Here is a 14,540-nt window from a genome sequence, read left to right as displayed (position 1 = left end):
AGAAACAGTCGTGGTCTCTTCTCAACAGATCTTCTGCAGGAGTTCCATCAGCATCATCCGCTCGGCAAGCGTCAGCGTGCTCAGCGTTTCCTGCGAGATCTGCAGCGCGACCGACAGGTTGCGGGCCACTGTCACCTCGCCTTCCGGCGTCAGCGTCAGCACCAGCCGGCGCGCGTCGGTGGCGTCGGGGGCGGTGTGAACGAGGCCACGCTTCACCAGTCGATCGACGACGCCCTTGATGGTCGCCATATCCATGGCGGTCTCGCGGCCGAGATTGCCCTGCGAACAGGGCTGCAGGTCCTTCAGCCTGACGAGCGCCGCCCATTGGGTGGTGGTCAGCTTCTCCGCCATCAGGCTCGCAAAGATCGCCACGTGCCGCTGGTTGGCCTGGCGCAGATAGAAGCCGATCTGCTCGCCAAGCGCATACTGTGCCTGCTGGCCGGGCGCCTCGGTCGCTGCGGTCTTCTGTCGGCCGCCTTTGTCTTTGAACGGAACGTCCATCGGATCTCTCAAATCTGCCTGTTCATCGTGGTGACCGGCAATGGCGCTGCCGAATTTACTCTCGCCATAATTTCAGAATGGCTTCTGTCGTTAGAATTTCAATCTGCTCCGAAAGCCTTGGCGCCAGGATCTCGATGACCATGGCGTGCGCCTTCAAGTCGCCGCTTGCCAGTGCGTCCTCGGCGAGGATGACCCGGTAGCCGGCGTCGACCGCATCAAGAACGCTGGCGTAGACGCAGACGTCGGTCTCGACCCCCGAGAAAATCAGGGTGTCCGTTGCCGATCCTTGCAAACGCGCAGTAAACCCGGGCGAGCCAAAGACCGAGTAGGTCTCCTTGTCGACGATGGAGCCTGGAGCGGCGATCGCTGTAAGCGGCGCGACCAGATCCAGCATGGCGATATCGAGCTCATCCAGCGTCACTGATGACCAGCGACGATAGTAGGTCTTCCAGCGGCCCAAGGCACCTTCGGCATTTTGGGGCACCATGAAGCGAGCAAAGACAGTCTCAGCGGGCCGCGCTTTGCTCAGCGCCACCACATTGGGAAGGATGCCTTCGATCGCTGGCGTATACCACGCCGTTTGCTCAGCGAAGAGGCGTTGCATGTCGATGACGACATGCAACGCATTCCTGGAGAGTGGCGCGGGTGCCATCATCAGTCGGCCACCGGGACGGTGTGTTCCGCGGCCCAGGTCAGGGTGATGGTGTCGCCATCGCTCAGGACTTTGCCATCGCGGTTCTGTGCAAACAGCTTCAGCGGCAGACCGTCTGCGGTTTCCAGCAGATAGGACAGCACGGGACCTGCATAGATGACGGTGGTAATGCGTGCCGTCAGGCTGTTGCCATCCGTCGGACCCGATGCGATCGACATCTTCTCGGGGCGCACGGCGAGCGTGACGTTCGAACCGCTTGATGGCAACGTGCCGGTAGTCTGAACTACCGTCCCATCGGCGAGACGCACGGCGCCGTTGTCCACGGTGCCTGTGAGGAAGTTGGAATCGCCGAGGAATTCGGCGGCAAAGCGCGTCAGCGGTCGCTCATAGACGGTTTCCGGCTCACCGATCTGGACGATGCGGCCCTTGTCGAGGATCGCTACCTTATCGGACAGCGTCAGCGCCTCTTCCTGGTCGTGGGTGACGAAGATCGTCGTCAGGCCGCTTTCGCGCTGGATGCGCAATAGTTCGACCTGCATTTCCTGGCGCAGTCGCCGATCGAGCGCCGACAGCGGCTCGTCGAGGAGCAGCACGCTCGGCTTGATGACCATGGCGCGGGCAAGCGCAACGCGCTGCTGCTGGCCCCCGGACAACTGCTTGGGCATGCGATCGGCAAAGCCAGGCAGATGCACCATTTCCAGCGCACGGTCGACTTCCTTGCGGGCGGCGGCGCCCTTGATACCCCGGCGTTCGAGACCGAAGGCGACGTTCTGGGCAATCGTCATATGCGGGAACAGCGCGTAGGACTGGAACATCATGCCGATGTTACGGCCCCAGACCGGAATGTCGGTGACATCATTGTTGCCGATCGTGACGACGCCCTGGTCGGGCTTGATAAAGCCCGCGATGATGCGCAGCAGTGTGGTCTTGCCGGAGCCGGATGGGCCGAGAAGGCTGGTGAAAGAGCCTTCAGGGAACTCGGTGGTGATATCGGACAGGACCGGTGTGGTGCCGTAGGTCTTGGCGACGGAATTGACTTTAACGTTTGTCACTTGTGTCTCCGGGCTTGGCGAAGCGCGCAAAAATCAGGATGATCGTCATCGAGCCGAGCAGAAGCACGGTGGAGATCGCGTTGATTTCAGGGGTGAAGCCCTTGCGGATCGAGGAGTAGATCTGCACCGGCAGGGTGGTGTATCCGGGCGTTGCGAGGAAGTAGGAAATCACGAACTGGTCGAGCGACACGGCGAAGGCGAAGAGCGCGGCGCCAAGGATGCTCGGATAAAGCAGCGGTAGCGTCACCGAGAAGAAGGCGTGAACCGGTGTCGAACCAAGGCTCATTGCGGCTTCTTCAAGGTCGGCGCGGATTGTCTTGAAGCCCGTGCCGACGACCAGAACAACGTAGGGGATGGCGAGTGCCACATGGCCGATCAACAGGGCATGCATGCCGCGCCCGATTCCGGTCCAATAAAAGAAGATCAGCATGGCCGTGCCGGTGATCAGCCAGGGAATGGCAATCGGCGGCAGCAGCATCAGTTGCAGGAGACTTCTGCCGCGAAAGGTCCGGCGCGACAGCGCAACGGACGCCATGGTACCCAAAGCCGTCGCCAGAACCGCGGTGATACTCGCGATCACCAGGCTGTTCAGACCCGCCGTCAGAAGGATGCTGTTGTCCCAGAGCGCGTCGTACCATTGCAGCGAGAAATGGAATGGCAGCTCGTAAAGTGGCGAAGCGTTGAACCCCATCGCCATCATCACGAGAATGGGCGTGTAGAGGAAGATGAGGATAGCGATGAGATAGATTGGACCGAGCGTTTTCATGATCCCTTCCTCAAGCGACCGTCCCGCGGCGCAGGACACCGGAGAAGGTTGCGAAAATTGCGAGCACGACAGCCAGCAGCGTAAAGGACAACGATGCGCCCAAAGGCCAGTTGAAGGCCTGGGTGAACTGATCCTCGATCACCGTTCCCATGGTCACGCCGACACGACCGCCCAGAATGCGCGGTTCCATGAATGAACCGATGACCGGAATGAAGATCAAAACGGCGCCGGAGAGCAGTCCGGGAGCCGCAAGCGGCATCAAAATCTTGAACAGGATGGTCCACCAGCGCGCACCGAGGCTTGAAGCAGCCTCAATGATCGCGTCGTCGATGGCCACCAGCGCTATGTAGCAGGTCAGGATCATGTACGGCAGGTAGCCGTGAACGAGACCAACCACCACGGCATAGCGCGTGTAGAGAAAGCCGATGGAACCCGCGTCCGGAGCAATCATATGCAGCAGACTGTCGAGAAAGCCGTTTTCGCGCAGCACCATGGTCCACGAAAAGACGCGCACAAGACCGTTGGTCCAGAATGGCAGGAGAATGAGGATCAATAACATCTCGCGCGTCTTGCCGAAGGTCGAGCGGACCAGCGCCACGGCCGCCAGGAAACCAAGCACCGCGCAGAACAGCGTCGTCCAGAAGCCGATCAGCAGCGACGTGATACCGATCCCGACCAGATAGGGTTGATCGATGAACGCGCGGTACTGCTTCAGCGTAAAGACGATCGGGGCCTTGCCCATCGGTGTCGCCGACATGAAGCTGAACACGAACATGGTCAGCAGCGGCAGAAAGACGGCAAGTGTCAGCCATCCATAGGTCGGCAGCAGCAGCGCCGTCGTCGAAACCCATGGCGGGAGCGGGCGCCGGCTGCGCGGACCCGAAGGTCCGCGCTCTGACGCTGATATCAGACGATCATTCTGCATAGAAGGCTTTCACTTCCTGCCAGACATTGTTGAAGGCTTCGCGCCGGTCGTCGGGAATGCCCGAGACAAAGGACGTCGTCTTCAAATATTCGGTCTTGTGTACCAGGCGGGTGAGATCGTCAGCAGGAAGTGCTGAAAGGGCTGCCGAATTCGACGAGGCGGGCGCCCCGATCTTGGTTGCCCATTCGACATAGAATGTCGGATCGATCATCCAGTTGACGAAGGCAAGAGCACCTTCTGGATTCGGAGCCGATGTCGGAACACCGAGACCATCGACCCAACCGACGCCACCTTCCTTAGGCACTACGAACTGAACCGGAAGTTTGGAAACGCGCTTGGATCGCACCGAACCGCCCGACCAGAACAGCGACAGGTCGAACTCCTTGGCGGCAAACGACTTGTTCCACTGGTCTTCTGTCGACCACAGCAACTTGACGTTCGGCTTGATCGACTTCAGCGCGGCCGTAACAGCAGCCAGATCCTTGGGATCGTTGATGTCCTGCCCGCTCATTAGTGCGCCGACACCGACATTGATGATGGCGTCGTCGTCCATGGCAACGCGGCCCTTATAGGCCGGATCGGCGAGGGCAGCGTAGCTGTCGGGAACCGTCATGCCCTCGCGGATGGCAAGCGAGGTCATGCCCCAGACCCACGGAACGGCATAACCCTTGCCGTCCTTGCTGAAGTTCGGGTTGGCGCGCAGGGTCTCGTCGACTGTTGACGCGTTTGGAACCTTGCTGAAATCGATCGGCTGCAGCAGGTCTTCGGCAACCGCCTGGGCGCAACGCGCAGCGTTGAGGATAACAAGATCATAAGCACCCGGATTGGTGCGCATCTTGGTCAGCATTTCCGATTCCGAGCTGTAGTAGTCATGGACGACTGTGATGCCCGTCTTTTCGGTGAAAGCCTTCAGCGACCAGGCTTCGTCGGTGCCGTAGCCCTGCCAGTTGAGGACCGTGATGGATCCGGCCGAAAAGGCTTTCCGCGGCAAGGTGGAGATGCTGACGCCAGCAATCAGTGCTGCGGACATCAACTTCATTGTGTTGCGTCTGGTGAGTTCAGTCATTGTGGCACCCCTCTTGAAGATACACAGTTATGGACCATCATGACCCGCGGTCATCGACCTCAACGGATCGGCTAGCTAGAAAACAAACAACGTGCCAAAGCGCGCTCAATCATTTGTATACATACTAAAAGCAGATGGGCATTGTCCGTGGGGCGCTGACGTCTCGGCGAAATGAAGCGCGCGCTGCGACGCAGCGGCACACCACCTCTGTAAGAGCAGCACATCACTTCACTGAGCGGCCGGCATGAATCCACGGATCTCCTGCAAGCTGTTCGTTCAACCCTCTGACTTTAGCATCAGTCTTTTATTTTATATGTACACAAACTATCCGTGAGGAATCGAGACCTGTCAAGCACTGCCTTGCTTTAGTGAGCGCTTGACGATGAAAAATAGACGTCGAGCCGGCGATCCTCCGCGTGTTCAGCAATCATGACGCGTATTCCGTCGCCGCCCGACACATAGTTGATGTCCTGCCCGTTGATGCGGGCGGCAAGAACATCGCCCAATGCCAAGCCTGGCAACTCGATGAAACCTGCCTCGGAGACCGGAGCAATCGTGCAGGCCACCCGCCCGTTGGCGAAGACGATGCGCGACAGCGTGGTGCGCAGATCTGTCTTCAGTGCTGCGCGCCCGTTCAAAGTCATCACCAGTGTTCCGGACTTGACGACCAGCTCGAGCGTTCCCGACGGCGAGACCATAGGTCCGAGCACCACATCCCGGCCGGCATGGCCCATCGTCCATCCGGTCCACGGATCGAAGTCAACGATCTCACTGGCAGCCATCAGCGGCAGCATGGCGGCCCAGATGTAGAACGGATCGGTATCGCCCTGATCCATTGCCTCGCCGGTCACCGCGTTGTAATTTTCGGCGGCGATGCGATCGTAACGCCAGTTCTTCATGAACAGGTCGTAGCTCTGGCTTGCCAGCTTGCTCGCCTCCGCCACGAAACCGTAGCGCCGCAGGCCAAGCCAGACCATATAGTTGACGTTCGGCCAGATGCGCCCGCGCCAGTAGACGTTGTCGGCGAAGGCCGGATCGTCTCGCGTTGCGTTCGGCAGCACGAAATCGCCGCCGAAGGTTGTCTCGTCGCTCAGATGCTCGAGCAGACGCGCCGCCTGCGCCGGCGTCGCGGCTCCGCACAGCAGCGGGTAGAAGCTGGTCGGCGACAGCGAGCGCACGAAACCGCCGCGCCGCTGGCGATTGGCGAAGATGCCGCGGCTCTCGTCCCAGAGCGTCTGCGAGATCAGCGTCCGCTGACGCTCGGCCAGAGCGGCGAATTCGCGGGCATCGTCATGCTTGCCGAGCACGGCGGCCATTTTCGAAAGCATCTCGGCATCGAGAGCGGCCGCGCAGTTGAGGCCGAGATCGAAGGTCGACAGCGTCCGGGTGACGGGATCGTAGATCGCCTCGTCATGGGTCGCGGAATTGTCCATGCCGGTCTCGTTGCGCGCGGCAAAGGCCGTCCCCTTGTAGAGGCCCTCGCCCACGTCGGAGGTGCCGCAGGACAGCAGGCCGAAACCGTCCGGATCGCGGTTGTCCTGCCACCAGCGCCGATTGCGCACCAGCGCCTCGTAACTTGCCTGGATCATCGACCGCTCGCCGGTCCGCTGGTAGAGCTGCCAGACGACCAGTGCGCCGAACGGCAGCTGGCTGCGATCGACCCAGGCATCGTTGGAGGTGACGATGCAGGCGATATTGCCCTGCGGGGTTGCGCCGGCCATCGCGGTCGCCATGTTCTCGCGCGCCAGATCGGCGTCGAACACGCCCGCAAGAAGGGCGGCGAAAATCTGGTCGTTGAACCAGACGGCGAATTTCCCGAGGTTCCAGATCCGGGTGACCGCCGTGTAGGAACGCGCGTTGGTTTCGTCCCAGATGGTGTTCCAGGCGACGACGTCGCGCATCGCGTCGAGCGCGCCCTCGAACACGCCGGTCTGCGCATCGGCGATTGCAGCTGGCGCGTCGGCGGCAAGGCATGCCTGCGCCTTGGCGATCGCCAGTTCGGCACTGTCGGCGACGCCTGCGGCATAGGCGCCCTGGCGCATCATCTCGAGATTGAAACGCAGGGCAATCAACGGCGCTTCGCTCCTGCGGGTGGCGGTATAGAAATAACCGTTTTCCTCGAAGTCGGCCCGCAGCGCGTCGATCGTCTCATGACCGGTGACGTGCACCGGCGCCTCGGCGGTCGCGACCGCCACGAAGCGCGTTCCGACCTTCAGCAGCGTAATGTTGCGGCCCGCGTCATGGACCACCACCTCGCCGCCATCTGAGGAGATTGCCAGCGTCAGCCAGAATCGCAGTCCCCACTCGGCCGATACCTTGCCGTTCCAACTGCCGCGGATGGCGAAGGGGTCTGTCTTCGTCGTAGAAAAGGCGACCGTCGTGCCGCTGAGCTCGGTCTCCAGCTCGATCAGCGAGCCGTCGATGGTGTGACGGCCGAGGCGAACCATATCGCGTCGCGGCTCGATCGCGGAGGTCGTCTTGCTGCGGGTCGAATAGAGAACCGGTGTGATCCGCACGCCGAGCGGCAGGAAGACCATTTCGGCCGGCCGGTTGGACCAGCTATTCCAGGCACGCATCAGGGGTATCGTCGAATGTTGTAGCATGGATCTGTAACTTCCGGTCAGTTTGCCAGCTGGATAAGCTTCGGTGCGGCGGACAAGCCGCTCTTGTCGGCGGTGTCACCGAGATAAGGCGTGTTGATGTAGTAGCGATTTGCGGCCGTGTTGGCGACGCGCAGTTCCAGCGAATGGACGCCTGGAAGCAGCCGCCCCAGAGCAAAGCGATAGGGGCGCCAGCCTCTTCGATCGATCTGCCGGCCATCGAGCAGCGCCGCGACCACCGTGTGGACCTCGGGCAATTCGAGGACCCACTCGGCCTCATCGCCGATTTCGAGCGCCAGCCGATAAATGCCGGTACCGGAGAACCCGGCAAAACCCTGCGTTTCCCACCCTGCAACCACCGAGATCGGCACGAATCCCGCGTCAGGGTCCGGCGCGAAGCTCCAGCCGTCGACAAGCGATATCGCCCGAGGCGCGGCAAGCAGCGGCTGGTGCTCGAGATGGCCTCGCACGGTGGTCTTCTGCGTCGTCTTGCTCAGTCGAATGCATTGCACCTCCTGGGGCGCGAGCGCGACTGTCAGGTGGCTGAAGGCGGTTGCCTTTCCCACGTCTCCCGTCGTCGCGGACCAGACCTCGCACGCGAAACCGTCGCCGAAGGAAATCTCACTGATGAGGTGCGATGCGCCATCGTTGAACAGCACGACCCGCCACCGACCAGCGGCCTCATACCCCACCCATTGCCAGGGTCTGCCCGCGGAATGACAGGCAAGATCTGGACCCGATGACCGAAGCGACTGCAACAGAGCGGTGATGTCGTCTTTGCCGGGCATTCCTTCGAGATGGATCGACGGGCCGACGGCACGCCCCGCTGCGCCATCGCAGACGGTGGAGAGCCGCTCGCCTGAAGACCAGACAGCACCACCCGCCGCTTTGAAGACGGCGAGCGTGTGCAAGGTCTTCGTCGTCTCGAGCACGGTGACGGACGGCAGAACGACAGCATCGAAAACAAGGCCGGACGCGCGCAGGCGGCCGTTCTCGATCGTAGCGGTCGCCAAATCGGCCTCGCTGACGAACATGAAGTCGCAGCCTTCTGCTAAGAGCCCTTTGCACCAGGCGCCGATATGGGTTGCATGGCTGTGGCGCGGCCCTTCTGCGAAAGCTGTATGAAGAGGATAAAGGATCGCAACCGGCGTGCGGGGCGTGGCCCCCTCGATGAAGGCGGAAATCCGTGCCGTCTCCTCGGCAAACAGATCGTGGTAGCTCCACCACGGCTCGAAATTGATGCCCGGCCCGAAATCGAAACGTGGATTGGAAAACGGCGTCGGATCGTCGTCGCGCCCGTCCGTCTGGTAGACGCCGTGCCAGAGGAACTGTCGGCTCCCGAGGCAGTGAAGCCGGATGGCCTGCGCCCGCATCGTCTCCAGGGTCAGTTCCCATTGCCCGGCGGCACGCACGGGCGTTCGCTCGGCGCTGGCATAAGTTTCGACGACGCATCGGCTGCGACCATTCGAACGGGCAACGGAGTCGCCGAGCTTCGGCGCCAGCTGCGCCACGAAATTGTTGGAATCAACGGCCGTCTCGTGCCGGTAGGCATCGATGCCGAAGAAATCCACGGCAAGCGCCACCCTGGGGTCGATGCTGGTAAAACCGCCGTTCAGCGACCACGAACTGACATGCGGCAGGATTTCGTGCCCAGTGAGGACGATCCCCCTGCTCTCGGCCCATCGGCGCAACGTGCCGGAGAAGGCCTCGTTCATCAGGGCCGAATAAGCGGCGTAGAATTGGGCGCGCAGCCGCAGGGTTTCAGGCCCGACGCCACGCACCAGCGCCATCAGGGCCCTGGCGAAGGTCTCTCCCGTGCCGCGCGACACGGCGTCCGGCAGGGTCGGCGCATAGAGCAGGCTGTTGCCGAGGTCACCGGAGATCTGGCTCCACTTGTAGAAACCCGCCGCCGGCTGGTCGTAGAATACGAAGCCGACGGGGTCTGGCACGAGAGCGCCAAGCGCCTCGATCAGCGGATCGAGTCCGACTTCGATGAACCGCTCCGCAGCCTCCGGCAGGAGATAATTGATCAGCCGCGAGGTCCTCGACCGGGCGCTGACGAACACCGTGAGCACCTGCCCCTCGGCGGGTACACCGTCGAACGCATGGGTGCAGGATATTCCGTCGCTTTCGATGATGGATGTCCGCGCCGTGACATCGACCACCTGATCGAGGTTGTCGATGCCGACCGACGGATGCAGCAGCGCTGCCTCGACGGTCCATTCGCACCACTCGACGATGCTGCCCTCATACTGCCACGCGACGATATCGGGGCCCATTGTCCGGGTGAACGGCGGATGGATGCCGCTGATCTCGCCCCGCGCCCCTCCCGAGGACGACCAGAACAGGTGGCGCTCGCGCAGGTCGTCGCGGTCCACGACCGTCCGGCCGCCGGCGTGACCGCTGATCCAGTTGTAATCGTCGTAGATCCCGAGCTTCAGTCCCAGCTTGCCGGCAATCCCAGCCGCAACACGATAGGCGTCCAGATAGGCCGGCGACAGGTAGTCATCGCGCGACATTGCGAGACGGGCCTGGATCAGGATCGTGCCGATCCCCTTCTGTTTGAAATCGGCGAGCTGCGCGTGGCAAACGTCCTCTGCCGGGATCGAATGCCAGAACCAGTAGGCCGACGGGCGAAACGCGGCTGTCGGGTTCTCGAACAAGTCGCGGCGGCCGATATCCTGCCCGGTTGGGATCTGCTCCAACTCGTCTCTCCCTAGTGGCTTGCTGCCGTCACGCGTTGCATGGCTTTGGTCGTTTCCGTCCAGGCCGGCTTGTCGGGGGCGAAGCGCGCTCTCAGATAATCGGCGAGATCCTTGATCTGGCCGTCGTTCAGCGTCTGGCGGAAAGCCGGCATCGACATCACCTCCGGGGCTTGGCGGCCGGTCGTCTGCGCAAGGATTGCCGGCGCCTCGACACCGTTCAGGATTGCCTGGATGAGATTGTCAGGGGTCGCCGCATGAAGGTTGCTGTTGAGTGCCAGCGACGACAGGATCGTGTTTCCAGAATGGCACGTGGCGCAGGCGCCATTAAACAGCCGCTCGCCCTTCGGCGAAATCCGCGCGGCGGAAGCCTTTGCCGCTTCACTCGCGGCAAGGGCGGCCTGGCTCTGCGCCTTGCTATCGGCCGGGGCCTCGTTGAGGCTTGCGAGATATGTGGCCATGGCGCGGATATCGCTATCCGGCAGCGGCTGCATGACCTCGACGACATGCGCCATCGGGCCGGCGGCACTGCCGTGATCGCGCGAATGTCCGGTGCGCAGGTAGTCATAGAAGGCGTCTGCCGTCCAGCCGACCGGGCCGTTGGCGAACGCATTCAGGGCCGGCGCCTCCCAGCCATCGGCAAAGCCGCCGGAAAGCCGGGCGCTGCCGCTCTTTTCCGCGCCGAGCGCATTTCGGTCCGTGTGACAGGCCGAACAGTGGCCCAAGGTCTCGACGAGATAGGCCCCCCTGTTCCACTGCGCATCGCGGGTCTCGACATATTTGAACGGCTGCGCCTTCAGGAACAGCGCGTTCCAGCCCGCCATCATCGCGCGGACGCTGTAGGGGAATTTGAGCTTCGTCTCAGGCGCCTTTTCGGCGACCGGCGCCTGCGTCATCATGTAGGCGTAGAGCGCCTGAAGATCGGCATCCTCGGCGCCGGCGAACGAGGTGTAGGGGTGGGCGGGATAGAGGTGATGGCCGTCGCGGCTGATGCCCTCGCGCATGGCACGTTCGAAGGCCGGGTAGGACCAGGCGCCGATGCCGCTTTGGACATCTGGCGTGATGTTGGTGGCATAAACTGCGCCGAATGGCGTGTCGAAGCGCCGGCCACCGGCAAACGGTGTTCCGTCGTTTCCGACATGGCAGACATTGCAGGCGCCGGCCGCGGCCGCCAGCCGGCCGCGCTCGATGGTGGCGGCGCTGTAGACATTGGCGTCCGGCTGCTGGATGGTGCCGATCGCCGGGCGCCATGGCGATGCCATGGTGACGATACCGGACAGAGCGGTGACGGCACCGATCGCCGAGAGGCCGACGTTCCACCACCTCCGCTTTTTCGCGACCGGGGTGGCCGGCGTTTCGTCCGTCTTGCCGTTCAGCGCGGCAAGGACCAGTTCCGGCGTCAGCGGCAGTTCGCGGAAACGAATGCCGGTGGCATCGTAGACGGCATTGGCGATGGCCGAGGCGCTGGGAACGGAGGCGGACTCTCCGACGCCGAGCGGCGGCTCGTCCTGGCGCGGCACCATCAGCACGTCGATATCAGGTACCTCGGGGAAGGTAATCAGCGGATAGCCGCCCCATTCCTTCGACTGCACCGCGGTCGAGGAAAATTCGACCTTTTCCTTCAGCACCCGGCTGGTGGACTGAATGATGTTGCCGTGGATCTGGTGGCGCACTCCGTCGGGATTGATCATCATTCCCGAGTCCTGCGCGCATGTCACCTTGGTAACCGCGATCTCGCCGGTCTTCTTGTTGACGGCGACATCGGCAACCCATGCCGCCCAGGCGGCGGCCTTGCCCGGAAACGGCCCGTGGACGTAGACGGCATAGGCAAATCCACGGCCGTAGAGCAGATCGCCTTCGCCGCTGAGCGTGCCCCATGTCGTATGCGGCACCCACTTCGCCCGTTCGGCCAGCGCGTGCACCAGGTTGACGGCGCGTGGGTCGTGGAGATAACGGAGCCGGTACTCGACCGGATCGACGCCGGCGGCGGCGGCCAGCTCGTCGACGTAGCATTCGTGGGCGAATGTATTCGGCATCGCCGACACGCCACGGAACCAGGAGGCGCGTGCGATCGGCGGCATGTCGTGCACGGTTACGCGCAGGTTGCCGTAGGCATAGGGTGGGATGGCGGTACGATCGCCCATCTGCACGACGTCGGAAACGGGCGGCAGCTTGCCGGTGAGGATCAGAGGAAGGGTTGGCGCCAGATTGGAGGGATAGCGCGTTTCGAAATCATAGGCGGACGGACCGCCCTCCAGGTCGAGACCGCCGCGCACATCCATGATCTGGGCGGCGCCCTTCGGCTCCCAGGCATGTTCCTGTTCGCGCGTCAGCTGGACCCGGACGGGTGCCTTGACGGCCCGCGACAGCAGCGCCGCGTCGGCTGTTACGTCATCGGCGCAGTTGCGGCCGTAACAGCCGGCCGCCTCCAGCCGCTCGACCCTGATCTGCTCTTCCGGCATGTCGAGCAGCAGCGCCAGATCGCGGCGCATGGGATAAGGGTTCTGGGTTCCCGACCAGACGGTCAGCCCGGCGTCATTGTAATCGGCCACCGCGCAGGACGGGCCGATCGAACCGTGCATCTGGTAAGGCCAGACATAGGTGCGGTTCATCGGCTGGGCGCTGCCGGCCAATGCCATGTCGACATTGCCGCGATCGGCAAGCTTGCGTGGCGTCGACGGATTGGCCCGCAGCGCCTTCTCCGGCATGTTCAGATCCGGCCACTCGGGCGGCGCGCGCCACACGACCTTCAGGCTCCCGGACGCCTCGATGGCGATTTCCTCGCGGGTCGCGACAACACCGACGAAATCACCGATGGCGACGACGCCGACCAGCCCGTCGATATGCGCGACCGAGGTCTCGTCGATCGAAATCAGGCTGTTTCCGACATGGTCGCCGTGATCGAAACCGGCATAGGGCGGCCGCACGACGCGGCCATGCAGCATGCCCGGCACGCGGACATCATGCACGTAGGTCCAGCGCCCCGTCGCCTTCTCGGGAATATCGACGCGCGGACGCGACGAACCGACCAGCTTGTAGTCCGAGGCCGGTTTCAGGGCCGCGTGCTTGTCGATCGACAGCCTGGCATGGCTGCCGGCGACGATGTCGCCGAAGCTCAACTGCCAGTTCTCGCCGCCGTCGGCACGGATGATGCCGTCTTCCAGCCTCAGTCGCTCAAGCGGCACGCCGACCTTCTCGGCTGCCTTGGCCAGCAGATGATGGCGGGCGGTGGCGGCGGCCTGCCGCAGCGGCACCGCGGTGATCTGGATCGTTTCGCTGGCGATGGTCGCGCCCTGGTTGGGTGCGGCGGAGGTGGTGCCGAGCACCATGTCCACATGCTCGAACGGCACGCTGAGTTCCTCGGCGACGATTTGCGCCAGGGAAGTGCGGATGCCTGTCCCGAGATCGACGTGGCCGTTGAACGCGGTCACGCGGCTATCGGCGCCCACCGCGATATAGAGTTCGGCCGCATCGCCGAGCAGTGCATCGTTGACGATCAGCAGCGTGTCGGCGGCCGACATATAGGCCGATTTCGGCATTTGGCGGTGGTCGGTCACGGGGAGACCTCCTTCGCGGCTTTTGGCGAGACACCGTCCGGCATGGATCGGCGCGCTCGCTCGACCTTGGCATAGGCGACAGCCCGCCTGGCCGCGGCGAGTATTTCCATATGCGTTCCGCAACGGCAGAGGTGATGGCGCAGCGCCTCGCGAATCGTGTCCTCGTCGGGATCGGTGTTGCGATTGAGCAGGGCTGCGGTGGCGATGATCATGCCGTTCAGGCAATATCCGCATTGAGCAGCGGCCTCGTCGATAAAGGCCGCCTGGACCGGATGCAGATGCTCGGGCGTGCCGAGACCCTCGAGCGTGGTGACACGGCGCTTGCCGACCGCACCGAGCGGCACCGTGCACGAGCGAACGGCGCGACCATCGACAAGTACAGCGCAGGCACCGCATTCGCCGAGCCCGCAACCGTATTTCGGACCATTCAGGGAGAGATCGTTTCTGAGGATATAGAGAAGTGGTGTTTCCGGGCTTGCTTCGACGCTCTCGACGGCGTCGTTCACATTCAAACTGAAGCAAACTGGCAGTGTCAAAGCAGGCCCTCCGCACCAGAGAACGAAACACAGACCACGCCTTTTTCCATTGGCCGAACCGCTACGCAGCAGACATCGCGCGGACGCCCACAAACCATAACGATGCGACAGTCACCGACTCTTCGCATCTATTGCCTCTTTTATTTTATTAAGAAGCGTATACGCTTTATAGTGACGAATGAC

Annotated in this window: 10 protein-coding genes; all 10 read right to left on the bottom strand. The window is 62.7% G+C overall.

The window, feature by feature from the left end; genetic code table 11:
* Window positions 1-21: 21 nt before the first annotated feature.
* A complete protein-coding gene (locus G9X67_RS05590) occupies window positions 22-501 on the bottom strand; it encodes a MarR family transcriptional regulator (RefSeq protein WP_029874443.1) in 480 nt (159 codons plus the stop codon).
* A gap of 55 nt (window positions 502-556) precedes the next feature.
* Window positions 557-1,156 (bottom strand): isochorismatase family cysteine hydrolase, encoded by a 600-nt coding sequence (locus G9X67_RS05585; RefSeq protein WP_138331133.1) that lies wholly within the window; start codon window positions 1,154-1,156, stop codon window positions 557-559.
* Window positions 1,156-2,205 (bottom strand): ABC transporter ATP-binding protein, encoded by a 1,050-nt coding sequence (locus G9X67_RS05580; protein WP_130767547.1) that lies wholly within the window; start codon window positions 2,203-2,205, stop codon window positions 1,156-1,158. Before G9X67_RS05580 ends, G9X67_RS05585 begins: the two co-directional genes overlap by 1 nt.
* Window positions 2,192-2,971, bottom strand: coding sequence for an ABC transporter permease (locus G9X67_RS05575; protein WP_003554934.1), 780 nt, complete (start codon window positions 2,969-2,971; stop codon window positions 2,192-2,194). Before G9X67_RS05575 ends, G9X67_RS05580 begins: the two co-directional genes overlap by 14 nt.
* Before the next feature lie 10 nt (window positions 2,972-2,981).
* A complete protein-coding gene (locus tag G9X67_RS05570) occupies window positions 2,982-3,896 on the bottom strand; it encodes an ABC transporter permease (RefSeq protein ID WP_138390761.1) in 915 nt (304 codons plus the stop codon).
* Window positions 3,886-4,962 carry an extracellular solute-binding protein gene (locus G9X67_RS05565; protein ID WP_129421368.1) on the bottom strand — a complete coding sequence of 359 codons (1,077 nt, stop codon included), beginning with the start codon at window positions 4,960-4,962 and terminating at the stop codon, window positions 3,886-3,888. Before G9X67_RS05565 ends, G9X67_RS05570 begins: the two co-directional genes overlap by 11 nt.
* Window positions 4,963-5,327: 365 nt before the next feature.
* Window positions 5,328-7,565 (bottom strand): trehalase family glycosidase, encoded by a 2,238-nt coding sequence (locus G9X67_RS05560; protein ID WP_171598342.1) that lies wholly within the window; start codon window positions 7,563-7,565, stop codon window positions 5,328-5,330.
* 17 nt (window positions 7,566-7,582) lie between these two features.
* Window positions 7,583-10,267 (bottom strand): carbohydrate-binding protein, encoded by a 2,685-nt coding sequence (locus tag G9X67_RS05555; protein ID WP_171598341.1) that lies wholly within the window; start codon window positions 10,265-10,267, stop codon window positions 7,583-7,585.
* Between the two features lie 11 nt (window positions 10,268-10,278).
* The gene (locus G9X67_RS05550; RefSeq protein ID WP_171598340.1) at window positions 10,279-13,821 is read right to left on the bottom strand and encodes a molybdopterin cofactor-binding domain-containing protein; all 3,543 of its coding nucleotides are present in this window, start codon (window positions 13,819-13,821) and stop codon (window positions 10,279-10,281) included.
* The gene (locus G9X67_RS05545; protein ID WP_245456294.1) at window positions 13,818-14,357 is read right to left on the bottom strand and encodes a (2Fe-2S)-binding protein; all 540 of its coding nucleotides are present in this window, start codon (window positions 14,355-14,357) and stop codon (window positions 13,818-13,820) included. The genes G9X67_RS05550 and G9X67_RS05545 overlap by 4 nt, the downstream gene beginning before the upstream one ends.
* Window positions 14,358-14,540: the final 183 nt, after the last annotated feature.

Origin of the sequence: Rhizobium sp. WYCCWR 11152 (genome assembly GCF_013087615.1) — a bacterium.
Taxonomy (GTDB): Bacteria; Pseudomonadota; Alphaproteobacteria; order Rhizobiales; family Rhizobiaceae; genus Rhizobium; species Rhizobium indicum.
The sequence above is the reverse complement of the archived record's forward strand: the minus strand, read 5'-3'. Positions and strand labels throughout refer to the sequence as shown.